Raw genomic sequence first — 26,725 nt, 5'->3', positions numbered from 1 at the left:
CGTCCGTGCACCGGCCCCCGCCGTGCACCGGCCCCCGCCGTGCGGCGCCCCCGTCGTGGACTTCGCCCGGCCACCCTGCGGCGGGCGGAACCGGACGGGGTTCGGGCCGGCGCCGGCACCGGTGAGGTAACGTCCCTGACCGATATGACTGATTCGGTCCGGAGGGCCCGTGAGGGACGAGGAGTACGCCGACATGACCGGCCGGGACGACGAGCACCGTCACACGGGTGTGACGGTTCCGGGGCACGCCGACTCGACGTGGGCGCGGGAACTGCTGGACCACCTGCGTCCCACCGGACGCGACGTCACCAGGATCGTCGACTGGCTCGGCACCACCGTCGACGCGGCCGTCTCGCTGCGCGACCAGAACGGCACGCCCCTCGCGGGGGCGCCGACACCGCTCGACGAGGGTCTGGTGACGGACATCGTCACCGGCCGTCTCGCCTCCGCCTCCTGGGAGGGCGACGGCCGCCACGTGCGGATGATCCGCGTCGAACTGCCGCCGCCCGCCGCGGCCGGCGTGCTCGCCGTCGCCCGGACCGCGCCCTTCGACCGGCGCGCCGCCGACATCGTGACCCACACGGCCGCCGCCCTCGAACTCCTGCTGCGCGCCCAGCGAACCGCCGCCACCGGACACCGCCTCGCGCGCGCCACCTCCGACCTGCGCCTGGCCATCCTCCAGCTGCTCATGGTCGAGGACACGAGTGCGGCCCGCAGGGTCGCCGCGGGCCTGTGGCCCGGCCTCCTGGACACCGACACCGCGTGCGTCTACGTCGTCGAGACCAGTCCCGCGGACCGGGACCGCCTGGCCGAGGCCTGCATCGAGGCCACCCGCGAACAGAGCCTGGTCGTGCGCTGCCCGGCCGTGGACGCCCACGTCATCGTGTTGACCCCGCGCGACACCGCGGGCGCCGACCTGCGCGCCCTGTGCAACCGGCGGCGCGGTACCTTCCTCGGCGGCAGCGCCCGCCAGAGCCTGGCCCACACCGCCGCCGCCTACGGGCAGGCCGTCAGCGCGCTCGCCGTCGCCCGCTTCCGCCCCGACAAGACGGCCGTCTACGCCGAACGCACCCACCCCGAGCGGCTGATGGACCCCGCCGCGCTGAGGGCCTGGACCACCCGCCTGCTGCGCCCCCTCGACACCCTCGCCCACCACACCCGCGCCGAGCTCCTCGCCACCACCCGGCTCGGGCTGGAGTTCACCGCCGTCAGCGCGGCGAAGGTGCTCGGCGTCAGCCGCAACACCGTCCGCGCGCGCATGGAACGCGTGGAGAACCTCCTCGGCGCGGACTTCTCCGACCTGGCCGTCCGGGCCGCCGTGCACCTCGCCCTGAACACCGAGGCCTGCCTGACCGACGACCGCCACCCCGCCGCCACCGCGCCCGCCCGCCTCGTCGACCTGCTCACCGGACCCGCGCTGCGCACCTGGGCGCACGACCTGCTCGCCCGCCTCGACGCCGACGGCCGCGACCTGCGCAAAACCCTGCGCGCCTGGATCGCCGCCGGCGGCAACGCCGAACGGGCCGCCCAGCTCCTCGGCGTGCACGCCCAGACGGTCCGCGAGCACGTACGCGGCGCCGAACCCGTCCTCGAACGCCGGCTCCTCGCCGCCGGCAGCGACCTCTACGAGGTCGTTCTGGCCCACCTCGTCACCGGGGCCCTCGGCCCGCCCGGTCTGCACGCCGACCCGCACCCCTCCCCGCGCCCCGACCCCCACCAGGCGTAATCGGGCCATCCGGACGCACCTGTGCACAGGTGAGCCCTCGAGCCCCGAGAACGGGCACCGGCACGATTCACAGGCGGCACGCCCGGCACGTAGGTTCGACGTGCCGCGGGGGTTCGACCGGAACGGGGGACCGGTCGCACCCCCGCGATGCCGGCGCCGCGGGAGCGCGGTCAGCCGCGCAGCCGCACCGGGATCTCCCGCCAGCCGCTCGCGATGAACGACGCCACCTGCTCCAGCTCCCCGGCGCCCGCGTCCAGCCGCAGCCGGGGGAACCGCTCGAACAGGGCGGGCAGCGCGGTGAGCGCCTCCATCCGGGCCAGCGGAGCGCCGATGCACCGGTGCACGCCGATCCCGAAGGACAGGTGGTCGTCCGCCCGGCGCGCCGCGTCGAAGACCTCCGCGTCCGCGCCGTAGTGCGCCGGGTCCACGCCCGCCGCCGCGTACGTCGTGACGATGGCGTCCCCGGCCGGGATCGTCACGTCGCCCACCTTCAGGTCGCTGACGGCGAACCGCAGCGGCAGCGTGGCGATCGACGGGTGCAGCCGCAGGGTCTCGTCGACCACCGCGTCCCAGCCGATGTCCCCGCGCCGCACGGCCGCCAGCTGCTCGGGCGCGCCCAGCAGCGCCACCACGGCGTTCCCGATGAGGTTCACGGTCGTCTCGAACCCGGCGCCGATCACCAGCAGCAGCGTGTACAGCAGCTCCTCGCCGCTGAGCCGGTCGCCCTCCTCGTCGCGCACCCGGATCAGCTCGGTGGTCATGTCGTCGCCGGGGTGCTCGCTCTTGTACGCGATGAGGCCGCCGAGGACCGAGCCGATCCGCTCCTGGACGCGCGCGGCGTGCTCCGGGGTGGGATCGGTGGTGTCCATGATCGAGGCGACCAGCCGGACGTGGTCCTCGCGCATGTCGTCGGGCACGCCGAACAGTTCGCAGATGATCCGCATCGGCAGGGGATGGGCGAACGCGGCCTTCAGGTCGACCGTGTCCCCGCCCCGGTCGAGGGTGTCCAGCAGCTCCGCCGTGATCGCCTCCACCCGCTGCCGCAGCGACTCGGTGCGCCGGTGCGTGAAGCTCGGCGCGACCAGGCGCCGCAGCCGGGCGTGGTCGGCGCCGTAGGTGGAGAGCATGTTGACCACACCGACCCAGCCGAGGATCCAGCCCCAGGAGGGGTGTTCGCCCAGTTCCGGCCACAACCGCCAGTGCCGGCGCGGGTCCTTGCTGACCTGCGGGTCGAGGATCAGCTCCTTGAGGGTGTCGTACCCCGTGGGCGCCCAGGCGGGGATGCCGCCGGGCAGCTCGACGGGCACGACCGGCCCGAGCGCGCGCAGCCGGGCGCTCTCCGCGTGCAGGTCGGAGCCGAACGGGTCGAGGGCGATGCGGTCGGTCACGGTCACGAAGGGACTCCCGGATGGTCGGTGGCGCGGGGGCTGAAGCGGACGGGCAGCGCGGTCAGGGAGCGGTGGAAGGGCCCCGGCCGCCAGGAGAGCCGCTCGCGGGGCAGCACCGGGTCGAGGTCGGGCAGCCACTGGGTGAGCCGCTCGATCGCCTCGGTGACGATCAGCAGCGTGTGCTGTTTCACCGGGCAGGCGTGCGCTCCGGCGCCCCACGACAGGTGCGAGGCGTCGTGGGGGTGACGGTCCGTGGCCGCCTTCCGCTCGGCGAAGAGGCCGAGCGCCCCGTACGAGACCACCACCGGCACGGCGTCGCGCAGCCACACCCCGTGGAAGGAGACGGGCCGACGCGCGTAGTAGATGCCGTAGTTGGCCAGGGGCGTCTCGTGGTGCAGCACCTCGACCACCGCGTCCATGACGGGGCGGGCGCCGCTGGTGAGGGTGGAGTAGTAGAGCGGGTTGCCCAGGATCCGCGACAGGGTGTTGGACAGCAGGTTCGCGGTCGGCTCGTAACCGGCGCCGAGGGTGAGGAACACCTGCCAGGTGACCTCCTCGCCGGTGAGCCCGGCGGGATGGCCCAGGAGCCGGCTGGGCAGGTCGTCGCCGGGCCGCTCGGTCTTGGCCGCGATCAGGTCCAGGACGTACCGGGCGTACTCCGCCTCGCCCTCGGCGGCCTGCGCGCCGCCCTCCATCATCTTGCCCAGACCCGCGTCGAGCCGGTCGCCGGCACTGTCCGGCAGCCCGAACAGGTCGTTGAACACCAGCGCCATCAGCGGCCGCGAGAAGTCCGCGACGAGATCGGCTTCGCCGTGCGGCCCGATCCGGTCCACCAGCAGGCGCACCGCACGGTGCACCCGCGCCCTGAGGTCGTGCGGCTCCACCAGGTCGAACACGTCGATGAGGGTGGTCCGGTAGCGGGCGTGCGCGGCGCCGTCGGCGAACAGGGCGTTGGGCCGCCACCGCATCATGCCGAGCACCGGGGAGTCCGCCGGGACGGTTCCCTCCCAGGCACGCGGATCGTGCGAGAACGTCTCCTCGTCGTGCAGCACGTCCAGCGCCGCCCGCCGGTCCGTGACCAGGTACGCCGGCACACCGGGCGCCAACTCCGCCCACCCGATGGGCCCCTGGGCGCTCAGGGCGGTGTAGTAGCGCTGCGGGTCCGACGCGAAGCCGTCCTCCCACAGCCGCACGGGAGCCGAACGCGAGAAGTCGTGCCGGTCCGGGGGATAGGGGGTCACCGGGCCTCCGCCGGGTCGCGGGTGATGAGGTGGTCGACCAGCGCGAGCAGCGCGTCGACGGAGGAGTTCGCGTCCCGGGCGTCGCAGGTCACCAAGGGGGTGGACGGCTCCAGGTCCAGGGCGCGCCGCAGCCGCTCCTCGCCGTGGTGCCGGGGCGCGTCCGGGAAGGCGTTGAAGGCGACGGCGTACGGCAGTCCGCTCTCCTCCACCAGACCCAGCACGTCGAACGACGCGTCGAGCCGACGGCTGTCGACCAGGACGAGCGCGCCGAGCGCCCCGTGGGCGATGTCGTCCCACAGCGACCGGAACCGCTCCTGCCCCGGGGTGCCGAACAGGTAGAGGACCACCCCGCCGGGCAGGCTGATCCGGCCGAAGTCGATGGCGACGGTCGTCGTGGCCTTGTCCCGTATCCCGGCCAGGTCGTCCACCTGCGCGGACGCCTCGCTGAGGGGTTCCTCGGTGTGCAGCGGGCGGATCTCGGACACCGAGTCGATCAGGGTCGTCTTGCCCACCCCGAACGGTCCGGCGACCAGGATCTTCACCAGGTCGCGGGCGGTGTCGGGCTGGTGGACCGCGCCGGAGGCGCTAGGCGTGCTTGAGGGCGCGGAGGCCATCGGCCACTCTCTTCAGCAGGTCGGGGTCGAAGCGGTCGGCGGGCGGAATCGGCGCGCGAGTGTGGATCAGGTCCCGGTCGGCGAGCCCGGCCGCCAGCACCCGCACCGCGGAGACCGGCAGCCCGAGCAGCGCCGCCGCCTCCACCACCGCCAGCGAGCCGTCCTCCAGGGCTTCCAGCAGGGCGAGTTGGGCGGCGGGCAGCCCGGGCGGCGGGTTCTCGCCGGTGCGGGCGAGCACCGAGAGCCGCTCCAGATGCGGGCGGCTGGGCCTGGCCACCCCGCCGGTCGACAGGTACGCGGGAACCAGAGGACGACCGGCCGGGCGAGCGGTCACGCCGGAGTGCGGTCGTCGGCTCCCCGGGGCGCGGCCGTCATGGCCTTCTCGCCCAGTCGCGCCACCTGCGAGTGCACCCGGTGCGCCAGCAGGTCCAGACGCACCTCGCCGTCGCCGTACGCGGCGACGCAGGTGCCGTGGTCCGTCGGCACGATCAGCACGTAGCCGTGGTCGGACTCGATGACGACCTGGCGCACCTCGGCCTTCTCCCGGTCGGCGAAGGCCGCCGCAGCCGTCCGGCACGCCCCCTGCACGGTGCTGGTGATCGCGGCCACCCGCTCCGCCGACGGCTGCGACAGCGCGTCGGTGTACCCCGTCACGAGCCCGTCGCGGGTCAGCATGACGGCGGCCACCACGTGCGGCACCTGGAGGATCGGTTCCAGCACCCATGCCGTGTCGCCCGTGTTGCGGCTGGTCATCGGGCCGCGCCCCCTTCGTCGTCGGTGTGGCCGGTGTGGCCGGTGTGGTCGGTGTGACTGATCTGGTCGGTCTGGTCGGTGTCGTGGGCGGCAGGCCGGGCGGCGCCCGCGGGGGCGGCTCCTGCCCGCGCCGCCGCGGTGCCCGTCTGGAGTGCGCCGAGCGCCGCCGCGGCCTCCTCCGGCCGCCGGGGCGGCCGCGCCGGCCCGGGCGCCGTCGACGGCCCGGTCGCGGTGGCCGCGACGGCGGGGCGGGGACGCCGGCGCCGCTGCGGCAGCCCGTCCTCGTCCGTGGGTGTGCGGTGCCCGGGGGCGTCCGGTACGGCGTCCTCCGTACCGTAGGCGTGGGCCGGGGCCGGGGCCGGGGCCGGGGCGGCGGGGACGGACCTGCGGGTGGTGCGCGGCGCGCTCGGGGCCGGGGGCCGGTCGGCCGGGTCGAGGCGGCTCAGCAGGTGGCTGTCGACCCGCAGGACCGCGCGCACCCCGCCGTAGGGGGAGGCCGACGAGACGTCGACGGCCAGGTCGAACTGGCGGGTGAGACGGCCGATCGCGGCCAGGCCCATGCGCGGCGGGTCGCCCAGGTCGGTCAGGAGGATGGGGGTGTCACCCGCCACCAGCCGCTGGGCGCGGTCGCGTTCGTCGCGGGTCATGCCCAGGCCCGCGTCGTCGATGGTGACGCACACCCCGTGGTGGACGTGCTCCAGGCTCACCACCACTTCGGTGTCGGGCGCGGAGTGCCGCAGGGCGTTGTCGAGGAGTTCGGCGACGATGACGGCGACGGGCTCCACGGCGTGCGAGACCAGGGCCGTGCCGGGCTCCAGGTGGTTGTGGACCTCGACCCGCCGGTAGCCCGCGAGCCGCGCCTGGCCGCCGGTGACGGCGTCCACCAGGTGCGACTCCTCGCGGGCGAGCCCCACCCAGGCCCCGCACACCACCGCGGCTACCTGGGCACGCCGCAGCGACTGCTCGTTCTCGTGGTCGAGCTGGAACAGGGTCTGTGCCAACTCGGGTTCGTCGTAACGCTGTTGAAGTTGGCGCAGGGCGTCCTGGAGCCGGTACAGGGCGGCCTGGATCTCCCGGGTGGCGCCGCGCATCCCGGCCTGCGCGGCCGCGTCGACCCGGGTGCGCTGGGAGGCCACCTCGGACTGGAGGGCCAGGAGCACGTTCTCCAGGGCGATGCCGAACGGGGTGCCGGCCGTCAGCGGCTGGAGCGGGCCGGGCACCGCCAGGTGCGGATGCGCCACCTGCTGGGCGGCGGCGGGCACCCGGCGGGACGCGAGATGCTCGACCTCGGCGGTGAACGCCTTGAGGGATCCGTCGAGTTGGGTGCGCAGGGCGGCGATCTCCGCCCGCTGCCGGGTCTGTTGCCGTCGCAACCGCAGCAGCCCGCCGCCGAGGGCGAGCGCGGACAGTGTGCCGGCGGCGAGGCCGCCGGCCACCAGGTCCGGTAGTTCGATCATCGATTCGGTTCCAGGGAGGGTCGGCGTTCCGGGGAAGGGCGGGCAGGGGTGAACCCGGAAGACGCGGACCGGGCACCCGCAGCACAGTACACACCGTCATCGTTCGATCTCGCACGGTTGAGCGAGACTCCGCGCCGAAAGCGCCCGCCATCTGTTCGCTTCTGCGTCGACTGTCACAATTGTCTTTCCCGGAAAGCGAGTTGATCCCGTCACGGAGTGGCCGGGTGCCGCTCTGTGCCCGGTCGGCCGTTCGGTACGATCACCGCGCGACCCTCGATCCGTCCGGCGTGCAGCCGCTCGTACGCCAGCGGCGCCTCGTCGAGGGAGAACGTCTCGGTGTGCACCGACACCGCTCCCGAACGGGCCAGTGCGAGCACCTCCGCCAGCTCGCTGCGGCTGCCCCAGTACGGCGCGTGCACCGACACCTCGGGCGTGGTGTTCACCCTCCCCGGTGAGCGCGGGAGTGGGCGCGTACCACCGGCGCGGGCTCCGCGTCGCCCCGGCACGGACCGGCCTTCCGGCCGACCCTCCCCGCGGCCGCGGCCGCCCGCCGGGGACTGCGCGTCCGGCCTCCTCCACGCCCGCCCCGCGGTGCCACCCTCCTGCCGCGTGCCGGTCCACGCCCGTCTCGTCGAGGAGTGGCGCGCCGGCGGCCGGACCGTGCCCGCCCGCCCCGACGTGCGGCGGGTGTCCTTCGCCGGGCTCCGGCCACGGGCCCGGCCCGACGGGAGCACGCTTTCGGGCCCGTGACGCGCTACGCGCCGCGCGGCGGAGTGAGAACGGACATGGTGCCGTTGGCCTGCCGCAGCGCGAGTTCCAGGGTGCCGGGGGAGTGCAGCGCGCCCGATCCGTCCGGCGGGATCAGCCACTCCAGGAACCGGGCCGCACGGTACGGCGGGGGCACCGCGACCCAGGAGCCCCGGCCCGCCTGCCGCAGCCCCTCGCCGACCCAGCGGCTCGCCGGATCCGGCGGCAGGAAGAAGCCGACCCGGTGGGCCGCGGTGTCCACGAGGGTCGGTCCCGGTACGGGCAGCGCCGGCTGCCACAGCAGGTCCAGGGTGAGCAGGCCCAGGCCGTCGGGCACGCTCAGCACGTCCCAGTAACGACCCGCCTCCAGCAGGGTGACGCCGTGGCCCTGGTCCCACTCCCGCTTGCAGTTCCGCGGGTCCGTCGAGGCGGCGGCCAGCCACTCCACGCCGCGCGCCCACATCACATAACTCATCGTCCGGCTCCGTCCGAGTCCGCCCGGAACCGGCGCGCGAGGACGCCACCGGCGCCGGGGCCCTGCCGTCGACCGCACGCCGACTCGGCATATGCATGCTGGTAGATGTTCCTCCGTGGTGGAAGGGGTGGCGGGCAGTGGCGTTTGGGTCTGGTTCGTTCGACGCCCGCATGGCTGTTCGGCCGGCGGTGTGAGCGGACCGGGACGGGGGTGCCCGGCATCCGGTACGTCGAGGCGTGCCTGGACAACGCGCTGCGGCTGCAGACCTGCATCCAGGACGCCGAACGCGAGAAGGACACCGAGGCCGCCGCACCGTTCCGCAAGGCCCGGGCGACAGCAGCAAGGGCGCGGACCCGGGCAGGGGCCTTCCGCGCGCCCGCCCGGGCAGCGGCTGAACCGCGCAGTCCCACCGGCCCGGACGACGCGACCTCGGTCGTACGGCGTCCGGGCCCGTGGCGTGTGCGCGCGGTGTTCCGCCCGGTCTCGCCCGCCGTCAGGGCAGCCGCGAGCCGCCCTGCGGAACGGGCAGCGGCCGCGCCGACGGTACCGACGGTACCGATGACGCCGACGGGTCCGACTGCCGCAGCTCGGCGAGCAACTCGTTCTGCCCGGCCAGCAGTTCGGTCAGGATCCGGCGGGCCGCGCGGAGCAGCTCGGCGACGTCGCCGCCGGCCAGCGCGTAGCTGACCGTCGAGCCCTCCCGGATCGACACCACGATCCCGGACCGCCGCAGTACGGCCAACTGCTGGGAGAGACTGGACGGTTCGATCTCGATCTCGCTGAGCAGGTCCCGCACGGCGACGGGCCCGCCCTGAAGCAGTTCGAGGACCCTGATCCGCACCGGGTGCCCCAGCATGCGGAAGAACTCGGCCTTGGCCTGGTAGAGGGGGACCTGCATGGTCAATCGCTCGCTCCCTGCCGCTCTCGGCGTCCTGCGTCCGTCACGATCCTGGCGACTTCGGGCCTCGCACGCCCCGGTGATGCACTGATGTGGATGTGTCGAGATGAAGAAATTTTCAATTCATGGGCGTGCGAAGCCGTAGGTCACACAGTGGGCTACACCTCGAGGTCCGTCTCGATCCGCTTGAGCTGGTGACGGGCCATCGCGAGGTTGGAGCGGTCCCGGTCCAGGACGAGGTAGATGAACAGTCCGCTGCCCTGCCGCCCCTTCAGCAGCCGGATGAGGTGGTACTGGCTCCCGAGGGTGATCAGGATGTCCTCGATCTCGCCCTTCAGCCCGAGGTGCTCCATCGTGCGGACCTTGGCCCGGATCACGTCGGTGTTGCCCGCGGCGGCGACGGCCAGGTCGAGGTCCTTGCCGCCGCCCATGGTGCCCAGGGCCATGCCGCTGGTGTAGTCCACGACGGCGGCGCCCAGCGCCCCCTCGATCGAGGTCATCGTCTCCTTGAGGGAGATTTCCACATTCGCCATGGCGGTCCTCCTACGGGTTGCACGGGACCGGGCTCCTCCGGCCCCGTTCGTGTTTCGACCGTACGGAGGGGGTCGCCCGGAAGGGTGACGCCTTCCGGGACTGGCGCAGAGAGAGCCGGAACGTATGGATGCGTGCCGCAGTTTGATCGCGCGGGATGCGGAATGTGACCGTCTCGTGCGGCAAGTGCTCTCCGGGGAAGAAGAGTCGAGGCAGGTGCGGGGTGACCGCGCGGGGGCGCGGTCCCCGCTCGGATCCCGCCGGTGCCGCGGCCGTCGCACCGACGGGGTGCCCGGCGCGGACGCCGCTTGCGGCGGGCCGTCCGAGCGGGCAGGGTTCGATGCCGTGGCCACTTTGCTGATCGTCCATCACACGCCCTCGCCGAACTGCCAGGCGATGTTCGAAGCGGTCGTCCAGGGCGCGACGACGCCGGAGATCGAGGGGGTCCGCGTCGTCCGCCGGGCCGCCCTCGCCGCCACCGCCTCCGACGTCCTGGCCGCCGACGGCTACCTGCTGGGCACGCCGGCCAACCTCGGCTACATGTCCGGCGCCCTCAAGCACTTCTTCGACCAGGTGTACTACCCCTGCCTCGACGCCACCCGCGGCCGCCCCTTCGCCTACTACGTGCACGGCGGCAACGACGTCACCGGCGCCGTGCGCGGCATCGAGGCCATCACGACCGGCCTCGGCTGGCGGCGCGCCGCCGAACCCGTGACCGCCACCGGGGAACCGGCCAAGGCGGACCTGGAGGCGTGCTGGGAACTCGGCGCGACCACCGCCGCGGGCCTCATCGGGTGACGTTCTCCCCGGCCCCGGCCCCGGCCCCGGCCCCGGCCCCGGCCCGGCCGCTCCGGCACCCGTCCTCTTCCGCACCGGCTGCACGCGCCGTGCCGGCCGGCCCCGCCCCGCTCGGCCCCGAAGGAGACGATCACGGACATGAGCGGAAACCACCGCGACGGCGGCCTGCCCCGACAGTGGGAGGAGCGCGGGCGCGTGCTCTTCCCCGCGGGCTTGCGCGGTGCGGACGTGGCGGGAGCGGACCTCGTCCTGCCCGACGCGGACGTCGCGGGCCCCGTGCTGCGGGAACTCCACGGCGGACCGGACGACGAAGGCGTCGCCGTCCTCTGCTCGTGCGTCGCGGACCTCGGCAGGGTCCTGTCCCTGGTCGGGGACGGCCACTGCGCGTCCTGCCGCGCCGGGCCGCGGACGACGGCCTAGGTCACGGCCGCGCCACCTGCCCGGCGCGATCTGATCGTCCGCCCGAGGACCGCCGCCCCGCGCGGTACCCCGCTCAGTCCCACAGCGGGTAGGTCGTCACCTTCGCGAACTGCTCGGGCCGCTGGTCCGGGTACTCCAGGGTGATGCGGCCGTAGCGCTCCGTCCCGGGGTCCTTCTTCCAGGGCTGCGCCTTGTCCAGCCGTACGACCACCGGGTACGAGCGGAAGGTGCCGGCCGCGCAGTAGGGCTTGCAGTCGTTGACGACGTTGATGCCCGTGGCCTTCGCGGACCTGGCGTCCCACCGGACCCACTTCAGCGAGGCCAGGCGGCTGTTGCCGTCGCCGCAGGCCAGGATGAAGTCGTGGGGCCGCACCCGCGGGTGCCAGAGGCAGTCGACCAGGACGGGCGGTGCGCTCGGGCGCGCGACGGGCCGGTCGGCGGGTGGTGACGCGGCGGGTGCGGCCGAGGCCGTCCCGACCGCCGCGGTGAGTCCCAGTGCCGCGCAGAGCAGCGCCGCCGTCCTCGTCGTCCTGTGTCCGCCCATGACCGCTCCCGCCCGTCTCGGTGCCCGGGCTGTTCCCCGCGCCCCGTGGAGGTTCTCCACCGACGCTACGACGACGAGCCGACCAGGACCACTCGAACGGCCCAGCGGCAGGGCGCGGGCGCTGTCGGCGGCGTTCCGTGACGCACCGGACGCCCACCCCGCATCCGGCTGAAAAGAAGTACCCGGATGTTCAACTCCCTTTCCACCAAGACGAATTCAAGCCGTTGTCTTGGCATTCGCATGACAAAAGCGCGATGTGGATGCCACGCTGCTGCCGAACGTTCACCTTTCCTTCACGCCCTCCGAGGGTGTCACCCCCACCTCCCCCCCCACCCCTTCGTCACCCGACGGACGCCCGCAGACCGCACCCGCCCTGCCGTGCGCGCGTTCCGGACCGTGCCCACCCCGCCGGTCCGCCCCCACCTCGGCCCGCACGACGGGCCGACCGTCGCAGAAGGAGAAGCCGTTGTCCCGGCGACCCCGTTTTGCCCACCGGCGCAGACGCGCCGCAGTCCTCGCCCTCACCACCGTCGGCACCCTGCTCGCCCTCGGCGCCCCCGCGGGCCCCGCCGCCGCGGCCCCCGCCGACCCGGGGCCCACCACCCGCGCCGCCGTCCCGCGGGCCGGCGCCGCGCCGGCCGCGCTCCCGCCCGCCCGGCGGGCCGCGCTCGTGCGGAGCGCCCAGGCCGCGGCCGGCGCCACCGCGCAGCGCCTCGGCCTCGGCACCCGCGAGGAACTCCTCGTCAAGGACGTCGTCCAGGACGTCGACGGCACCACCCACACCCGCTACGAACGCACCTACGCCGGACTGCCCGTCCTCGGCGGCGACCTGGTCGTCCACCTCGGGAGCGGCCGCACCACCGTCTCCCGGGCGAGCGGGGCCACCCTCGCGGTGCCGTCGCTCACCCCGAAGCTGTCCGCCGCGAAGGCCGGCGGCAAGGCCCTGGCGGCCGCGCGCGAGGCCGGCATCGCGCGTTCCGCGGCCGAGGGCGCCCCGCGCCTGGTCGTCCTGGCCGGCGAGGGCAGGGCCGTCCTCGCCTGGGAGTCGGTCGTCGAGGGCGTCCAGAAGGACGGCACGCCCAGCGAACTCCACGTCGTCACCGACGCGGCCTCCGGCAAGGAGATCCAGGTCTTCGAGCAGGTGCACACCGGCAGCGGCAACGGCCAGTACAACGGCGCGGTCACCGTCGGCAGCACCCTGTCCGGGTCGACGTACCAGCTGCTCGACGGCGACCGCGCGGGGCAGCGCACGTACGACCTGAACCAGGGCACCTCCGGCACCGGCACCCTCTTCACGGACGACAACGATGTCTGGGGCGACGGCACTCCCGCCGACCGCCAGACCGCGGGCGTCGACGTGGCCTTCGGCGCCGCCGCCACCTGGGACTACTACAAGGACGTGCACGGCCGCAACGGCATCCGCAACGACGGCGTCGCCGCCTACAGCCGTGCCCACTACGGCAACAACTACGTCAACGCCTTCTGGCAGGACAGCTGCTTCTGCATGACCTACGGCGACGGCTCCGGCAACACCCACCCGCTGACCTCGCTCGACGTGGCCGCCCACGAGATGAGCCACGGCGTCACCAGCGCCACCGCCGACCTGACCTACTCGGGCGAGTCCGGCGGCCTCAACGAGGCGACCTCCGACATCTTCGCCGCCGCGGTCGAGTTCCACGCCGGCCTCGCCGCCGACGTCCCCGACTACCTGGTCGGCGAGAAGATCGACATCAACGGCGACGGCACCCCGCTGCGCCACATGGACAGGCCCTCCAAGGACGGCTCCTCCCGCGACTACTGGAGCTCCACCCTCGGCAGCGTCGACGTCCACTACTCCTCGGGGCCCGCGAACCACTTCTTCTACCTCCTCTCCGAGGGCAGCGGAGCCAAGACCGTCAACGGCGTCGCCTACGACAGTCCCACCTACGACGGACAGGCCGTCACCGGCATCGGCATCGGCAACGCCGCCGCCGTCTGGTACCGCGCGCTGACCACGTACATGACCTCCTCCACCGACTACGCCGGTGCCCGCACCGCCACCCTCCAGGCCGCCGCCGACCTCTTCGGCGCCTACAGCCCCACCCACCTCGCCGTCGCCGACGCCTGGGCCGCCGTCAACGTCGGCAACCGCATCGCCCTCGGCGTCAACGTCGCCCCGATCGCCGACCAGACCAGCGGCGTCGGCCAGGCGGTCTCCCTCCAGGTGGACGCCTACACCACCAACGCCGGCTCCGCCCTCACCTACACGGCCACCGGACTCCCCGACGGCCTGACCATCGGCGACACCGGACTGATCTCCGGCGTGCCGACCACCACCGGCACCGCCCCGGTCACCGTGACCGTCACCGACGGCACCGGAGCCTTTGTCACCGTGGACTTCGACTGGCGGGTGGCCCACGTGTACGCCGCCACCACCCGCGTCGACATCCCCGACGCGGGTGCCGCCGTGGAGTCCCCGATCACCATCGGCGGCCGCGACGGCAACGCCTCCCCGGCCACCGAGGTGCACGTCGACATCGTCCACACCTACCGCGGTGACCTGACGGTGGATCTGGTCGGCCCCGACGGCACCGTGTACCGGCTGCTCAACCGCAGCGGCGGCGCCGCCGACAACGTCGACCAGACCTTCGTCGTCGACGCCTCCGCCCAGTCCGTGGACGGCACGTGGAAGCTGCGCGTGCGGGACCTCGCGGCGATCGACGTCGGCTACATCCGGGGCTGGCAGCTCACCCCCTGACGTGAGCCGGCCGGGCTCCGCACCCCACCGGGTCCGGAGCCCGGCCGGGCGGAAATGGGTGTCGGACCCGATGGTCCGCGGCACCGGCCGCGTGTGACGGTGGGAAGACCGGGGGCGCCGCACGGGCGCACCCGAGGACCCCGAGGAGGACCGCCCATCCATCCCCGTCACGCGCGACCGACCCGACTCCCTTCCGGCGCAGGGAGGTGACGCATGGGACACGCTGACACGCTGCTCGCCCTCGGCGGCGCCTTCCTCGCCGCGGCCTTCCTCGCCCGCCTGGGCAACCGGATCGGCCTGCCGACCATCCCCCTCTTCACCCTCGCCGGCATCCTCCTCGGACCGCACACCCCCGGACTGGTGATCGTCGAGGACGCGCACGACTTCGAGATGCTCTCGGCGCTCGGCCTGGTCCTGCTGCTGTTCTACCTCGGACTCGAGTTCCACCTCGACGACCTGAAGAACGGCGGGCGGCGGCTGGCCCTCGCGGGCGGCAGCTATCTGCTGCTGAACGTCGGTGCCGGCCTCGGCTTCGGGTTCGCGCTCGGCTGGGGCGCGCGGGAGGCCCTCGTCCTCGCGGGCGTGCTGGGCATCTCCTCCTCCGCCATCGTCACCAAGATCCTCATCGACCTGGGGCGGCTGGGACGCCCGGAGACCCGGCTGATCCTCGGTGTCATCGTGGTCGAGGACATCTTCCTGGCGCTGTACCTCGCCGCCCTGCAGCCCGTGATCGGCGGTGCGCACGGGGTGGTGGCGGTACTGCTGGAGGTGGGCAGGGCCTTCGCGTTCCTGCTGGCGCTGGCCGCCGCGGCCCGTTACGGGACCCGGCTGGTGGGCCGGCTGATCCACGTCCGCGACGACGAACTCCTCGTCATCAGCTTCCTCGGCGCCGCGGTCCTGGTGGCCGGGGTCTCCGAACTCCTGGGCGTCGCCGACGCCATCGGCGCCTTCATGGTCGGTCTCATCCTCGCCGGAACCCCCTCCGCGCCCCGGATCCGCCGACTGGTGCACCCCCTCAGGGACGCCTTCGCGGCGATCTTCTTCTTCGCCTTCGGACTGGCCATCGACCCCGGCGACTTCGCCGTCGTCCTCGTGCCGGTGGCCGTCGCCGTCACGCTGACCGTCGTCATGAACGTGGCGGCCGGCCTGATCGCCGCCCGCCTGTACGGCCACGGACCCGAACCCGCCGTCAACATCGCCACCACCCTGCTGGCCCGCGGCGAGTTCGCGCTGATCCTCGCCGCCATGGCCGCCGGCGCCGGCCTCGACGACCGCCTCGCCCCCTTCATCGCCGGATACGTCCTCGTCCTGGCCGTCCTCGGCCCGGTCGCCGCCGGACGCGTTCCCCTCCTCCTGCGGCTGCTGCCCCGCAAGTACGCCCCCGCTCCAAAAGCGCGGGACACGCCGCCCCGGCACGGCACGGACCCCGCTGCTGCCGACGCCGACGCCGACGCCGCCGACAGGGACGAGGGACGGCCGTGTCCGCGGCCGACGACGAACGCCTGACCGGCGACCCGGCCGCCTCCTCGGCCTCGGCCGCGACGACCCCCTTTCGCCCGGCCGACGGCGGCTCGACGGGCCGTTGTCAGTGACGGGTGCGAAGCTGCTGGTCATGGACGAGGCTGACTTCATGCGGGGCCGGGTCTACGGCGCCGACCACGAGGATGCGGCACCCCGCCCGGACCGCGAGTACGCGGAGCTGGTGGGCGGTCCGCTGGACGGGCTGCTCCTGGACGTCACGGACCGCCCGGACAGCGACCTGCACGAGGTGGCGCTGACGACCGAGATAGGCCGCTACGGCCCCGGCGGCTGGGCCCTGTACAAGGAACGGCCCGGGGACACCCGCCGCTTCGACTGGCGCGGGGACGCGCCCGGCGCCCCCTGACGCTCACGGGGCGACGGGGCGGCAGGGCGGCGAGCCGGGGTTTGTCCGATCGCACGAACCTTCCTTCGTGAGGGTTACCTCCTGCGGCCGGACTTGATAGGAAACCTTCCTGTCAGTTGCAGCGCAGATCCACCTCCATCCCCCCACTCCCCGACCGGAGTCACTGTGGTGCACACATCCCCCGGCGCGCAGAGCCCGACCGCCGCCACGACCGCCGCCTCCCGCCGCACGGTCCTCGCCCTCCTCGCCGCCGTGACGGCGGCCCCCCTCCTCGTCTCGCCGTCGGCGTCCGCCGCCCCCGAACTCCGCGCGGCGGCGGGGCTCGACGACCCGGCGAAGAAGGAGATCGCCATGAAGCTGGTGTCGAGCGCGGAGAACTCCTCGCTCGACTGGAAGGCCCAGTACCAGTACATCGAGGACATCGGCGACGGCCGCGGCTACACCGCCGGCATCATCGGCTTCTGCTCCGGCACCGGCGACATGCTCGACCTCGTCGAGCTGTACGCCGACCGCAGACCCGGCAACGTGCTCGCCGGGTACCTGCCCGCCCTGCGGGCGGTCGACGGCACCGACTCCCACGACGGCCTCGACCCGGACTACCCGCGGGACTGGCGCACGGCGGCCCGGGACACGGCGTTCCAGCAGGCGCAGAACGACGAACGCGACCGCGTCTACTTCGATCCGGCCGTCCGCCGCGCCAAGGCCGACGGTCTGCGCGTCCTGGGCCAGTTCGCCTACTACGACGCCATCGTCATGCACGGCGACGGCGGCGACGCCACCGGCTTCGGCAGCATCCGCCGGCGTGCGCTGGCCAAGGCGAGGACCCCGGCCCAGGGCGGCGACGAGACGGCGTACCTCCACGCCTTCCTCGACGCACGCGTGTGGGCCATGAAGCAGGAGGAGGCGCACAGCGACACCAGCCGCGTCGACACCGCCCAGCGCGTCTTCCTGCGCAAGGGCAACCTGGACCTCCAACCGCCCCTGGACTGGAAGGTGTACGGCGACAGCTACCACCTCGACTGACCGCGGCCCGCCCGTCCCGGTCCGCGCGCACCGGGGCCGGCCGGCGTCACCGTGACGTGGCGGTGGCGCCGGCCACGGACGCGGCGCACGGCACGGGACGCCGGGACCGGGTCCGTTCCGGCGCTCCGCGAAAGAGTGGGGCGGCTGGGGCGTAGGAGTCGGATTCGGGGGTATGCGCGCGGTCATGAACGGGGTAATGAAGGCGGTCCGCATGGAACCTGTCCCTCCCGACGAGGGTTTCCCGGGTCCTGAGCGGAGCCGGGTCGAGACAACGGTGGCCCTCGACGGGCAGAGCGGCTGCATCGCCGGTGCGCGGCAGTTGACGGGTGATTTCCTCGCGGGTGCGCAGCGCGAGCACGGGGTGCCGGTCTCGGCCCGCACCATGGATCTCTCGCAGCTCGTGGTGAGCGAACTGGTCACCAACGCCCTGCGGCACGCGCCCGGCCCGGTCCTGCTGCACCTGCGCATCGTGAGGGCCGCCGTGGAGATCGCGGTCTGGGACAGCGATCCGGCGCTGCCGAAGCCGCGCGGGGCGGATCCGACGCGGGTGGGTCAGCACGGTCTGGAGATCGTGATGGCCGTGGCCGAGGACGTCGACGTCGTACCGGAGCCGGTCGGCAAGCGGGTCGTCGCCCGGCTCGGGCTGCTCGACGGTCTGTAGGCGGCGGTCGGGCGGAGGCCGTGGTGTTCTTCTCGCCGAGGGACGCGGAACGTCGCTCCGCCGACGGTCGGTACCGCGTCCGGGAGCCTGTCCGGTGTCTCCGGCACGAGCCGGTACCGGACCGTGGTGTGCGGTGCGTGGTGTGCGGTTGCCGGGCCCCGGACACGGTGATCTACTCGAGAAGGTGGCTCACCCGAACGGAGCACCCCCGGGTCACCCGACGAGGCACGGTGCATGATGCCGCCTGTCGGCCCTCAGGGAGCCGGGAACGCGTCAGCAGCGATTGCCGGTTCTCCCGGCCGGCGGGTGGTCGGGGCGCTGTGCCGCCCGACCACCCGACCAGAGGGAAGGAGCGTGGTCATGGCGACCGCGACCACCAAGAGCCCCCCGCAGCGACCGGATCACGACTGGCGCCAGGAGTACGCCTACACCCTGGGCGAACAGGCCTTCGTCTACGGCTTCCCCTACATCTACAACGCCCGGCTCCGGCACGGCTGGATGACGCAGGAGCCGGCCACGGACATGACGCCGCACTCGGCGGTCAACCACTTCTGGCACGGGCGCCAACTCTTCGACGCCTCCGACCGGGAAGGCCGTGCCCCCAACAACGACACGCTCTACTCGGTCGCCTGGGTCGATCTGGGCGAGGAACCGGTCGTCTTCTCGCACCCGGAGATGGGCGACCGCTACTTCACCTTCGAGCTGGTCGCCATCACCTCCGACAACTACGACTACATCGGCCGGCGCGTCACCGGGCCGCACGCCGGTTCCTTCGCCCTCATCGGTCCGGGATGGCAGGGTGACCTCCCCGAGGGGGTGCGCCGTACGGCGACCGCCCCCAGCCCCTGGATCATGGTCATCGGCCGTACCCTCGTCGAGGGTGAGCACGACCTGCCCGCCGTGCACGCGCTGCAGGACCAGTACCGGCTGACCCCGCTCCACCTGTTCGGCCGTGCGGACGCCGACCTGCCGGAGCGCCGGGACGTGCTGGAACCCGTCGATCCCGAGCGGGATCCGCTGGCGGTGTGGAAGACCCTCAACGCGATGCTGGCCGAGAACCCGCCGCCGGCGCACCATGAGCTTCTGCTCCGGCAGTTCGCGGACATAGGTGTGGGTCCCGGCCTCGACGTCGAGGCGCAGCCCGAGCCGGTCAAGGAGGGCCTGACACGCGCCGCCGCCGCGGGCCTGACCATGCTCGAGGAGCAGTTCCACAGCGGCGACTGGGCCACAATGATCAACGGGTGGCGTTATCCGCCGTCGGAGATGGGCCACTTCGGGGACGACTTCGTCAAACGAGCCGCCGAGCAGGCCCTGTTCGGTGTCGCCGCCAACGACCTCGAGGAGGCGATATACCTGGTCGCCTTCGAGGACGCCGACGGCGGGAAACTGTCCACCGGACGCTACGAGATCCGCTTCGAGCCGGGACAACTGCCTCCTGTCGGCGCGTTCTGGTCCCTCACCGCGTACGACGCGGACAGGAACCTGATCGCCAACCCGATCGGCCGCTACTCCGTCGGCGACCGCACCCCCGGACTGGTCACCGACCCCGACGGCGGCCTGACCGTCTCCCTGCGGCCCGACTCGCCGGGCCCGGAGCGGGAGGGCAACTGGCTGCCCACACCGGAACGGGGCGACTGGTTCACCATGCTGCGCATGTACCTGCCGCGTCCGGACGCCGTCGACGCCCGCTGGCAGTGTCCGCCGGTCCGCCGCGTCTCCTGACACCCGCCGCCGTGCCCCGGGGATCCGGGACACGGCGGCGCCGGGGCGCTCGCCGCCGGGGAAGCGCGTTTTTCGGCGGCCCACCCGACCGAACGTGACGGCGAGGGTTCTTCAGGGCTTGTACGGCAGCGCGGCGCAGTTGGAGCCGGCGGGCCGGCCGTCGAGGCGGTCGGTCAGCCAGGAGATCGCGTCGCCCTGGTCGGCCAGCAGCGGTGCGAAGTGGTTGAGCAGGGCGTTGCCCAGCGGCAGCAGGACGACGGGCTTGTAGGTGACGTCCGCCCCCTTGGCGCACCACGCCACGGCCAGCTCGCGGGCCTGTCCGTGCGGTACGAGGTTGTCGGCGGTGCCGGTCGCCACCCGCACCGGGGACGCGGGCCTGACCCTGCCGATGCGCTGATCGGCCAGGAACGCCTCGAGGGCGGGCTCCTCCTCGATGACGGCGCCCAGGGAGCGCCCGTCGGTGGTCCAGGCCTTGCTGCGCGCCGAGTTGTAGGCGAGGAGGGCGTCGCCCACGCACATGGTGGACAGATCCTTCAGGGCCGCCTTGCCGGCCGCGTTGAGGTGCGCTTCCGCGATCGGCCTCAACTCCGGGTCGGACTCCAGGAAGCCGTTGACCGACCAGCCGAGCGCCCCGGCGAGGTCGCTGCCGTCGATGGCCGCGGTGACGGCCACCAGGTCGGCGGGCGGTGCTCCGGAGTAGGTGCCGGCGAGCGGGACGTCCGGGGCGTACGCGGGCTGGAGTTCGGCGGCGGCCGCGGTGGCCCCGCCGCCCTGGCTGTAGCCGAACAGCGCCACCCGTGAGCCGTCCGTGAGGGAGGTCCCGTCCAGGGAACGGGCGGCGCGGGCGGCGTCCAGCACGGCGTGGGCCTCGTCGACCCGGTTGACGTAGGTGTGCAGCCGGTCCGTGGTGCCGAGGCCGGTGTAGTCGGTGACCACGACGGCGATCCCGCGGGCGAGCAGCCGGTAGATGGCCAGGTCCTCGTAACCGACCGACACCGTCCGCCCGTTGAGCACGAGCGGGCGTTCCAGGCCGAGGGACGCGGCGCACTGGTCGCCCTGTCCCATGGTGCCGGGCGCCACGACGACCAGCGGCCGTGGTCCCGTGCCCTTCCAGGCGGCCGTCGGTTCGAGGTAGGCGCCGGTGACGGCCGTCGGCCGGCCCGCCGAGTCGGTGGACCGGTACATCAGGCGGGTCGCCCGGCCGGGCAGCGGACCGTCGATGCCGGGCAGGCTCAGGGCGAGAGGGAGCCGTTCGGTGCGGATCAGCGCGCCGTCGGCGGCCGGCAGCGAGGCGGGCGGGTTGTAGAAGGCGGGAATGGTGACACCGCGGGAGACCACGGGTTCGGTCGGTGACGCGGCGGCGGCCGGAACGGCTGTCGTGCCGAGGCAGGCGGCGGCCGTGACGGCCGCGGCGAGCAGACGGGCGGGGGCGGGCATGGCAGACCTCCGGTGGGGAGCGGGGAGGCCGAGCCTGACTCTGCGGCTCGGGTGACACGCGGTCCGGTGAGGGCGGACCGCCCGGCACACGGCGCCGGTCGTCCCACCGCCGCCGCATGCCGTACGCAAAACGCTCTTGGACGAGCTGTCAGGAAGGTAACGGCGCGAGGGTTACCCGGGGTAGCGGTCGACGGGTTACGGTTGAGTAATATGGCGATCCGGTGATCGGGACCGCCCCGTCGCGCTCGTGACGGTCCGCCGGCCGCCCCCAACTTCCCCGGTCACCGGTGTGATTGACTGAGTGCGTGGTGCACGAGTCGGTCTTCCGGACCCAGGACCTCCCGGCGGCCGACCGGTTCGAGGCCTGGATCCAGCGCATGGGCCGTACCCACGCGCCGATGCAGCTGAGCAGCGAACGCGCCGCGGACTACGACGGCTCCCAGCGGGCGATCCTCCTCGGCGACGTCACCGTGTGGCCCGCCACCTTCGACCCGCTGGTCTTCCGCCGGACCCCCGGGCTCATCCGCGCCTCCGACCCCGAGGTCTACCACCTCTCCCTGCTCCTCAAGGGCGAGGGAGCGGCCAGCTGGGGCAGCAGCCGGCAGGCGGTCTACACGATCAACGACTTCCACATCAGCACCTCCTCGCGTCCCTTCGAGATCCACACCGGAGCCGACCCCGTCACCATCGTCGGGGTGGAGATCCCCCGCGCCCAGGTGCCACTGCCCGGCCGGCACGCAGACCAGGTGATGGGACGCCGCATCTCGGCCACGGAAGGCATCGGCGCGCTGCTGGCGCAGTTCCTCCTCCGGCTCGCCGCGGACACCTCCTGCTACCGGCCCGCCGACGGACCCCGCCTCGCCACCGTCGTCACCGACCTGGTCGCGGCGGCCTTCGCGCACGCCCTCGACGCCACCCCGAGCCTGCCGCCCGAGAGTCACCACCGGACCCTCACCCTGCGCGTCAAGGCGTTCGTCCGCCGCCACCTCGCCGACCCCGAACTGACGCCCGCGACGATCGCCGCCGCCCACCACATCTCCCGCAGTCACCTGTACCGCCTCTTCCGGGCCGAAGGCCTCGGCGTGGCCTCGTACATCAGGGACCAGCGGCTGGAGCGCGCCCGCCGCGACCTCCTCGACCCCGCCCTGAGCACGACGCCGATCCACGCCGTCGCCGCGCGCTGGGGCTTCCCGCGGGCCGCCGAGTTCACCCGCGCCTTCCGCACCGCCTACGGCTTCCCGCCCAGCGAACTGCGCGCCCGCGAACACCCGCGGCCCGGCCCGCCCGGAGACGCTCCGCCAAGCGACCGTGGACGCCTCGCCAACGACACGGCCTCCGGCTCCGGCGCATCCTGGTGACACCGCTGCGGCGGATCGCCGCAGGAGCCGGGGCGGGGTGCCAGGACCACGGGGGAGTCCTGGCACGCCGGTGCCCGGCGGACGGGCCCGCACCGGTGGACCGGGCGACGGCCCGGCGGACGGCCCCCGGTGTTCGAGTGGTGACGGCCCGGGCGGCGGCGTACGGTCGAACGGTGAACACGACAGTGGACGCAATCGTTCACTGAACCCCCAGGGGCCCGCCCCCCGTGCGGGCTACACGACATGAGCACATCTCCGCAACCCACTTCCGCGTCCCGGACGTCCGCGCGTCCCGCGGGCGGTGACGGAAACACGATGGCGCTGCTCGTCATCGCCTCGTGCCAGCTGATGGTGGTCCTCGACATCACCATCGTCAACATCGCGCTCCCCGACATCCAGCGCTCCCTGGACTTCTCCACCGCCAACCTGTCGTGGGTGGTCAACGCCTACACGCTCACCTTCGGCGGTCTGCTGCTGCTCGGCGGCCGGGCCGGTGACATCCTCGGACGGCGGCGGGTCTTCGTCTTCGGCGTGCTGCTGTTCGTCCTCGCCTCACTCCTCGGCGGGCTCGCCCGGGGCCCCGGCCAACTCCTGGCCGCCCGCGCCCTCCAGGGCGTCGGCGGGGCCATCGCCTCCCCGACCGCCCTCGCCCTGATCAGCACCACCTTCCGCGAAGGACCCGAGCGCAACCGGGCGTTCGGCGTGTTCGCCGCGGTCTCGGCGGGCGGCGGCGCGATCGGACTGCTCGCCGGCGGCATCCTCGTCGAGTGGCTGGACTGGCGCTGGGTCCTCTTCGTCAACGTTCCCATCGGCCTGCTCATCGCCCTCGCGGCACCCCGCTGGATCAAGGAATCCGCACGCCACCCCGGCCACTTCGACATCGCCGGCGCGGCGACCTCCACCGCAGGCATGGTCCTGCTGGTGTACGGCTTCATCCGGGCCGCCCAGGACGGCTGGCGCGACCCGCTCACCCTGGCCTCCTTCGCCGGGGCCGTCGTCCTCCTCGCCGTGTTCATCACGGTGGAGAAGCGCTCCCGCCAGCCGATCACACCACTGCGCATGTTCGCCGACCGCAACCGCGCGGGCACCTACGGCATCATGCTCTGCCTGGCCGCCGCCATCTTCGGCATGTTCTTCTTCCTCACCCTGTTCGTGCAGAACGTGCTGGACTTCAGCCCCCTCAGGGCCGGCCTCGCCTTCCTCCCGGTGAGCGCGGTCATCGCGGTCGGCGCGGGGCTGGCCTCCCGGTTCCTGCCGACGTACGGCCCCAAACCCTTCATGGTGGCCGGCGCGACCCTGGCCGCGGCGGGACTGGGCTGGCTGACCCTGACCGACGTCCACTCCACCTACGCGGGCAGCGTGCTCGGCCCGATGCTGGTCTTCAGCCTGGGCATGGGCATGGAGTTCGTCTCCCTGACCCTGATGGCACTGTCCGACGTGCCCACCCGGGAGACCGGCGCCGCCTCCGGGCTGCTCAACGCCACCCAGCAGGTGGGCGGTTCGCTCGGCCTGTCCATCCTGGTCACGATGTTCGGCACGGCCAGCAACAACGAGGCGGACACCCAGGTCCCGGCGTTCCTGTCCCAGGCGACCCCGGTGGAACGCCTGCGCTTCCAGCGCACCGGCGAACTCCCGCCGCCCTGGGGCGACGAGGTCCTCACGGCGGGCATCTCCGCGGCCTTCGTGACGGCGGCCGTCTTCACGCTGATCGCCGCCCTGATCGCCCTCGTCGTGATCCAGGTCCGCCCCTCCGACCTCGAACGCCTCAAAGGCGGCGGAGCGGGGCCGCCCGGCGGATGAGGCACGGTCCTCGCACGCCGCACGCCGCACGCCGCACGCCGCACGCCGCACGCCGCACGCCGCACGCCGCACGCCGCACGCCGGCCGTACGCCCGTGCCGCGGGGCCGGCGCCGCGGCACCCCGCGGCCGGACCCGAGCGCCTGACCGGCGCGGGCCGCAAGGCCTGGCGCTGGGAACCGGAGATGGCCGAGATCGCGCGCGCCTGCGCACAGGTCGGCCTGCCGACCGGCTTCGCCGAGGCCGCCGCGGAGACCTTCGCACGCTGGGAGGCGCACAAGGACGACAAGACCGTGACCGGCGCCCGGCTCATCACCGACCTGCGCCGGAGCGAGCGGCGCGCGGAGCCCGGCACGCCGTGAGCCGCCCGGGTGCGGCGGGAAGGGCACCCCGGCCCGCCGCACCCGGCCGTAGGCTCAGTCGTCGAGCGCCGTCAGGACCTCGCGCAGGTCGACGAACTTGAAGTTCGTCGCCGTACGGTCCTCGGCCGCTCCGGCGTCGTCGTGACCGTCCTGCACGACGAGCAGACCGCCGGGGAACCTGCGGCCCAGCGGGGCGTTGAGCGCCGCGGCACCGTCGCACTCCTCCGAGCCGTCGGGGCCCGTCGCGGTGGCGGCGACCCGGAAGCCGCCCTCGTACTCGTTGTCGTCGCTGCGCTCGCGGTCGTAGGCGGCGAAGGTGTCGTCGCCCTGGCTGGAGGCCAGCAGATGACCGTCGCCGTCCGCCTCGGTGACCAGGGTCAGGCCCTCGACGTCCGCCGTGATCCGCGTGCCGCCGTACCCGGGGTCGGCGCCGCTCACGCACTCCTCGGTGGCCTCGTCGTAGGTGCCGGGGACGCCGTACTCCCGCACGGTGTCGACGAGTCGGGGTGTTCCGTCGAGGGCGGCGGGCATCCGCCAGATGCCGACGTCCTCCTGGCCCGCGTACAGCGTGCCGTTCGCCGGGTCGACGACCATGCCCTCGACCTGCGGCAGTTCACCGGGCTCCGCGCACGGAGACCAGGACGTGCCGTTCGGCAGGCGGAAGGAGGACGGCAGGTTCAGGGTGCGGACCTTGCGGTAGCCGACCCTGCCGCCGGCCTTCGGCGTCAGTTCGAGCAGGGCGATGGTGGTGCGTTCGCGCCGGCTGACGAGCGCGTAGGTGCGGCCGCTCGCCCTGTCGGTCCAGGTGGCGAGGCCGTACGCGGTGCGCTGCTCGTTGATCTCCGCCTGGTCGGCGGAGAAGACCGGCGCGGCCGCCGGGTCCGTGACGTCCGAGAGGGGACGGCCGGGCGAGGCGGGGTCGATGCGGTAGATCCGCAGCCGGTCGTTGCCCCGGTCGGTGGTGACCGCGAGGTCGGCGCGCCCGGTCGACAGCTTCAGGCCCTGCACCACGTCCACGTTGTTGTAGCGGCCGGGCGCGTCCTCGGGACCCGGTCCGGCGGGCGCGGCGAGCGACTGCACGAGCCGGGCGCCGAGGTCGTACACCCTCAGGCCGCCCTCCTTCGCGGTGGCCACGACCAGACTGGCGTCCGGGTCGGCGGCGTTGCGCCAGATCGCCGGGTCGTCCGCGTCGGAGTTGCCGCCCGCCTCGTCGTCGTACAGGGCCGGCGTCTCGACGCGCGGGAGGACGGCCGGCAGGGCGTCGTCGTCCTCGGCGGAGGCGGGAAGTGCGGCGGTCAGAGCGAGTGACGCCGTGAGGACGGACACGGCGAAAGCCCTCGGAAGTGATCCGGCCACGTCGACCTTCCTTCGATGGGGGACAGGACCAAACGTGATGATCTTGGTGGTGCGGGCGAACGGCGGGGCGGCGCGGGGGTGAAGGACGGGCACCGACGAGGGGAACAACTGCCGTGCGCGGCAAGGCCGTGGCCGCCGGACGAGGCTACGCCGGGGAGTGGGCGAGCAGGTGGTCGACGGCCCGCGGGACGTCGGCGGCGCGGTGGTGGGGGACGGTGAGGCCCTCGGGCCAGGGCCGCCCCGTCACCCAGATCGTCCGCAGCCCCGCCCGATGGCCGCCTTGGATGTCGTTCTCCGGATCGTCGCCGGTCATCCAGTCGCCCGCACCGATCTGGGTGCCGCAGCGCGCCGCCGCCAGTTCGAAGAGGCGCGGGTCGGGCTTGCGGACGGCGATGTCCCCGGAGGCGGCGATCCCGTCGACGAGATCGGCGAGCCCCGTGGCCCTGACCTTGGCGCGCTGGATGTCGGAGGACCCGTTCGTGGCGACACCGATGCTCCAGCCGCGCTCGCGCAGCCGGGCCAGGCTGTTCAGCACCGCGGGACGGCAGGTGACGGCGGCGGCCATGCGGTCGACGTACACCCGCCACAGGTGGTCCGCCGACTCGCCCAGCCCGAACGCGGCGCGCAGCCGCGCGAAGTCCGACGGCTCGGCGTGGTCGGCGAGTTCGGTCAGCAGCCACCGCTCGATCTCGGGCCCGTAGGCGTGGTCGTGGCAGAGGTCGGCTATGGCGTCGGCGAAGGCGGACGTACGGTCCACCAGCGTGCCGTCCAGGTCGAAGAGGGCGAGGCGCATG

General features: G+C 73.6%; 24 protein-coding genes and 3 pseudogenes. 13 read left to right on the top strand and 14 right to left on the bottom strand.

Translation table 11 applies throughout. From position 1 onward, the window contains the following. Positions 1-193: 193 nt before the first annotated feature. Positions 194-1,726: a helix-turn-helix domain-containing protein gene (locus ACIP5W_RS18120; RefSeq protein WP_401473975.1), complete on the top strand. Its 1,533-nt coding sequence runs from the start codon at positions 194-196 to the stop codon at positions 1,724-1,726. Between the two features lie 170 nt (positions 1,727-1,896). Here the strand turns inward: ACIP5W_RS18120 and ACIP5W_RS18115 are convergent, their stop codons facing one another. The 8 genes and pseudogenes from ACIP5W_RS18115 to ACIP5W_RS18080 form a co-directional block, all read right to left on the bottom strand. Next, complete coding sequence (locus tag ACIP5W_RS18115) at positions 1,897-3,120, bottom strand: cytochrome P450 (protein WP_401473880.1); 1,224 nt, start codon at positions 3,118-3,120, stop codon at positions 1,897-1,899. After that, positions 3,117-4,355, bottom strand: coding sequence for a cytochrome P450 (locus ACIP5W_RS18110; protein ID WP_401473877.1), 1,239 nt, complete (start codon positions 4,353-4,355; stop codon positions 3,117-3,119). Before ACIP5W_RS18110 ends, ACIP5W_RS18115 begins: the two co-directional genes overlap by 4 nt. Next, a complete protein-coding gene (locus ACIP5W_RS18105) occupies positions 4,352-4,969 on the bottom strand; it encodes a GTP-binding protein (RefSeq protein ID WP_401473876.1) in 618 nt (205 codons plus the stop codon). Before ACIP5W_RS18105 ends, ACIP5W_RS18110 begins: the two co-directional genes overlap by 4 nt. Further along, positions 4,941-5,303, bottom strand: coding sequence for a DUF742 domain-containing protein (locus ACIP5W_RS18100; RefSeq protein WP_401473873.1), 363 nt, complete (start codon positions 5,301-5,303; stop codon positions 4,941-4,943). The genes ACIP5W_RS18105 and ACIP5W_RS18100 overlap by 29 nt, the downstream gene beginning before the upstream one ends. Continuing rightward, positions 5,300-5,722: a roadblock/LC7 domain-containing protein gene (locus tag ACIP5W_RS18095; RefSeq protein ID WP_366061997.1), complete on the bottom strand. Its 423-nt coding sequence runs from the start codon at positions 5,720-5,722 to the stop codon at positions 5,300-5,302. Before ACIP5W_RS18095 ends, ACIP5W_RS18100 begins: the two co-directional genes overlap by 4 nt. Continuing rightward, a complete protein-coding gene (locus ACIP5W_RS18090; RefSeq protein ID WP_401473870.1) occupies positions 5,719-7,179 on the bottom strand; it encodes an ATP-binding protein in 1,461 nt (486 codons plus the stop codon). The genes ACIP5W_RS18095 and ACIP5W_RS18090 overlap by 4 nt, the downstream gene beginning before the upstream one ends. A gap of 209 nt (positions 7,180-7,388) precedes the next feature. Then, positions 7,389-7,607 (bottom strand): annotated as a pseudogene (locus tag ACIP5W_RS18085) (zinc-binding dehydrogenase); the annotation flags it as partial. Between the two features lie 326 nt (positions 7,608-7,933). Further along, a complete protein-coding gene (locus ACIP5W_RS18080) occupies positions 7,934-8,401 on the bottom strand; it encodes a hypothetical protein (protein WP_401473867.1) in 468 nt (155 codons plus the stop codon). Positions 8,402-8,575: 174 nt separating this feature from the next. Here ACIP5W_RS18080 and ACIP5W_RS18075 point away from each other — a divergent pair. Beyond that, a pseudogene (locus ACIP5W_RS18075) lies at positions 8,576-8,796 on the top strand (hypothetical protein). Positions 8,797-8,894: 98 nt separating this feature from the next. Here the strand turns inward: ACIP5W_RS18075 and ACIP5W_RS18070 are convergent. After that, the gene (locus ACIP5W_RS18070; protein WP_401473973.1) at positions 8,895-9,299 is read right to left on the bottom strand and encodes an ArsR/SmtB family transcription factor; all 405 of its coding nucleotides are present in this window, start codon (positions 9,297-9,299) and stop codon (positions 8,895-8,897) included. Positions 9,300-9,457: 158 nt separating this feature from the next. Then, entirely contained in the window at positions 9,458-9,832 is a 375-nt protein-coding gene (locus tag ACIP5W_RS18065) for a hypothetical protein (RefSeq protein WP_363089670.1), read from the bottom strand. Between the two features lie 343 nt (positions 9,833-10,175). Here ACIP5W_RS18065 and ACIP5W_RS18060 point away from each other — a divergent pair, with 343 nt between their 5' ends. Together ACIP5W_RS18060 and ACIP5W_RS18055 are read left to right on the top strand one after the other, a co-directional pair. Continuing rightward, on the top strand, positions 10,176-10,628 hold the full coding sequence (locus tag ACIP5W_RS18060; protein ID WP_401473864.1) for a flavodoxin family protein: 453 nt from the start codon (positions 10,176-10,178) through the stop codon (positions 10,626-10,628). Positions 10,629-10,766: 138 nt separating this feature from the next. After that, positions 10,767-11,048 (top strand): hypothetical protein, encoded by a 282-nt coding sequence (locus tag ACIP5W_RS18055; RefSeq protein ID WP_401473861.1) that lies wholly within the window; start codon positions 10,767-10,769, stop codon positions 11,046-11,048. A 73-nt stretch (positions 11,049-11,121) separates the two neighbouring features. Here ACIP5W_RS18055 and ACIP5W_RS18050 read toward each other — a convergent pair whose 3' ends face one another. Further along, entirely contained in the window at positions 11,122-11,592 is a 471-nt protein-coding gene (locus tag ACIP5W_RS18050) for a hypothetical protein (protein ID WP_401473858.1), read from the bottom strand. Between the two features lie 466 nt (positions 11,593-12,058). Here ACIP5W_RS18050 and ACIP5W_RS18045 point away from each other — a divergent pair, with 466 nt between their 5' ends. The 6 genes from ACIP5W_RS18045 to ACIP5W_RS18020 all read left to right on the top strand — a co-directional run bounded on the left by ACIP5W_RS18045 (position 12,059) and on the right by ACIP5W_RS18020 (position 19,620). Continuing rightward, positions 12,059-14,329, top strand: coding sequence for a M4 family metallopeptidase (locus ACIP5W_RS18045; RefSeq protein ID WP_401473855.1), 2,271 nt, complete (start codon positions 12,059-12,061; stop codon positions 14,327-14,329). A gap of 213 nt (positions 14,330-14,542) precedes the next feature. After that, a complete protein-coding gene (locus tag ACIP5W_RS18040; RefSeq protein WP_401473852.1) occupies positions 14,543-15,835 on the top strand; it encodes a cation:proton antiporter in 1,293 nt (430 codons plus the stop codon). 106 nt (positions 15,836-15,941) lie between these two features. Then, positions 15,942-16,214: a hypothetical protein gene (locus ACIP5W_RS18035; RefSeq protein WP_401473849.1), complete on the top strand. Its 273-nt coding sequence runs from the start codon at positions 15,942-15,944 to the stop codon at positions 16,212-16,214. Between the two features lie 165 nt (positions 16,215-16,379). Further along, positions 16,380-17,237, top strand: a complete 858-nt coding sequence (locus tag ACIP5W_RS18030; protein ID WP_401473846.1) for a chitosanase — start codon at positions 16,380-16,382, stop codon at positions 17,235-17,237. Positions 17,238-17,448: 211 nt separating this feature from the next. Next, entirely contained in the window at positions 17,449-17,898 is a 450-nt protein-coding gene (locus ACIP5W_RS18025) for an ATP-binding protein (protein WP_401473843.1), read from the top strand. Between the two features lie 360 nt (positions 17,899-18,258). After that, positions 18,259-19,620: a DUF1254 domain-containing protein gene (locus ACIP5W_RS18020; protein ID WP_401473840.1), complete on the top strand. Its 1,362-nt coding sequence runs from the start codon at positions 18,259-18,261 to the stop codon at positions 19,618-19,620. A 111-nt stretch (positions 19,621-19,731) separates the two neighbouring features. Here the strand turns inward: ACIP5W_RS18020 and ACIP5W_RS18015 are convergent, their stop codons facing one another. After that, positions 19,732-21,057, bottom strand: coding sequence for a lipase family protein (locus ACIP5W_RS18015; RefSeq protein ID WP_401473837.1), 1,326 nt, complete (start codon positions 21,055-21,057; stop codon positions 19,732-19,734). A gap of 305 nt (positions 21,058-21,362) precedes the next feature. On the opposite strand from ACIP5W_RS18015, the gene ACIP5W_RS18010 reads away from it, so the two are divergent. From ACIP5W_RS18010 to ACIP5W_RS18000, 3 genes and pseudogenes are all read left to right on the top strand, one after another. Then, a complete protein-coding gene (locus tag ACIP5W_RS18010; RefSeq protein WP_401473834.1) occupies positions 21,363-22,415 on the top strand; it encodes a helix-turn-helix domain-containing protein in 1,053 nt (350 codons plus the stop codon). Positions 22,416-22,730: 315 nt separating this feature from the next. After that, entirely contained in the window at positions 22,731-24,215 is a 1,485-nt protein-coding gene (locus ACIP5W_RS18005; RefSeq protein WP_401473831.1) for an MFS transporter, read from the top strand. Between the two features lie 138 nt (positions 24,216-24,353). After that, positions 24,354-24,575 (top strand): annotated as a pseudogene (locus ACIP5W_RS18000) (DUF1932 domain-containing protein); the annotation flags it as partial. A gap of 54 nt (positions 24,576-24,629) precedes the next feature. Here the strand turns inward: ACIP5W_RS18000 and ACIP5W_RS17995 are convergent. Together ACIP5W_RS17995 and ACIP5W_RS17990 are read right to left on the bottom strand one after the other, a co-directional pair. Next, positions 24,630-25,931, bottom strand: coding sequence for a phytase (locus ACIP5W_RS17995; protein ID WP_401473828.1), 1,302 nt, complete (start codon positions 25,929-25,931; stop codon positions 24,630-24,632). A 145-nt stretch (positions 25,932-26,076) separates the two neighbouring features. Further along, positions 26,077-26,724: an HAD family hydrolase gene (locus ACIP5W_RS17990; protein ID WP_401473825.1), complete on the bottom strand. Its 648-nt coding sequence runs from the start codon at positions 26,722-26,724 to the stop codon at positions 26,077-26,079. Between the last annotated feature and the right edge of the window lies 1 nt (position 26,725).

Origin of the sequence: Streptomyces sp. NPDC088766, assembly GCF_044750845.1 — a bacterium.
Lineage (GTDB): Bacteria > Actinomycetota > Actinomycetes > Streptomycetales > Streptomycetaceae > Streptomyces.
Note: the sequence above shows the minus strand (reverse complement) of the source record. Positions and strands in the feature narration are given on the sequence as shown.

Coding starts and splice junctions, on each gene's coding strand:
- ACIP5W_RS18005 (WP_401473831.1), top strand. CDS start 22,731: ATGGCGCTGCTCGTCATCGCCTCGTGCCAGCTGATGGTGGTCCTCGAC.
- ACIP5W_RS18050 (WP_401473858.1), bottom strand. CDS start 11,592: ATGGGCGGACACAGGACGACGAGGACGGCGGCGCTGCTCTGCGCGGCA.
- ACIP5W_RS18020 (WP_401473840.1), top strand. CDS start 18,259: ATGGCGACCGCGACCACCAAGAGCCCCCCGCAGCGACCGGATCACGAC.
- ACIP5W_RS18095 (WP_366061997.1), bottom strand. CDS start 5,722: ATGACCAGCCGCAACACGGGCGACACGGCATGGGTGCTGGAACCGATC.
- ACIP5W_RS18105 (WP_401473876.1), bottom strand. CDS start 4,969: ATGGCCTCCGCGCCCTCAAGCACGCCTAGCGCCTCCGGCGCGGTCCAC.
- ACIP5W_RS18090 (WP_401473870.1), bottom strand. CDS start 7,179: ATGATCGAACTACCGGACCTGGTGGCCGGCGGCCTCGCCGCCGGCACA.
- ACIP5W_RS18080 (WP_401473867.1), bottom strand. CDS start 8,401: ATGAGTTATGTGATGTGGGCGCGCGGCGTGGAGTGGCTGGCCGCCGCC.
- ACIP5W_RS18015 (WP_401473837.1), bottom strand. CDS start 21,057: ATGCCCGCCCCCGCCCGTCTGCTCGCCGCGGCCGTCACGGCCGCCGCC.
- ACIP5W_RS18025 (WP_401473843.1), top strand. CDS start 17,449: ATGGAACCTGTCCCTCCCGACGAGGGTTTCCCGGGTCCTGAGCGGAGC.
- ACIP5W_RS18120 (WP_401473975.1), top strand. CDS start 194: ATGACCGGCCGGGACGACGAGCACCGTCACACGGGTGTGACGGTTCCG.
- ACIP5W_RS18065 (WP_363089670.1), bottom strand. CDS start 9,832: ATGGCGAATGTGGAAATCTCCCTCAAGGAGACGATGACCTCGATCGAG.
- ACIP5W_RS18040 (WP_401473852.1), top strand. CDS start 14,543: ATGGGACACGCTGACACGCTGCTCGCCCTCGGCGGCGCCTTCCTCGCC.
- ACIP5W_RS18055 (WP_401473861.1), top strand. CDS start 10,767: ATGAGCGGAAACCACCGCGACGGCGGCCTGCCCCGACAGTGGGAGGAG.
- ACIP5W_RS18035 (WP_401473849.1), top strand. CDS start 15,942: ATGGACGAGGCTGACTTCATGCGGGGCCGGGTCTACGGCGCCGACCAC.
- ACIP5W_RS18070 (WP_401473973.1), bottom strand. CDS start 9,299: ATGCAGGTCCCCCTCTACCAGGCCAAGGCCGAGTTCTTCCGCATGCTG.
- ACIP5W_RS17990 (WP_401473825.1), bottom strand. CDS start 26,724: ATGCGCCTCGCCCTCTTCGACCTGGACGGCACGCTGGTGGACCGTACG.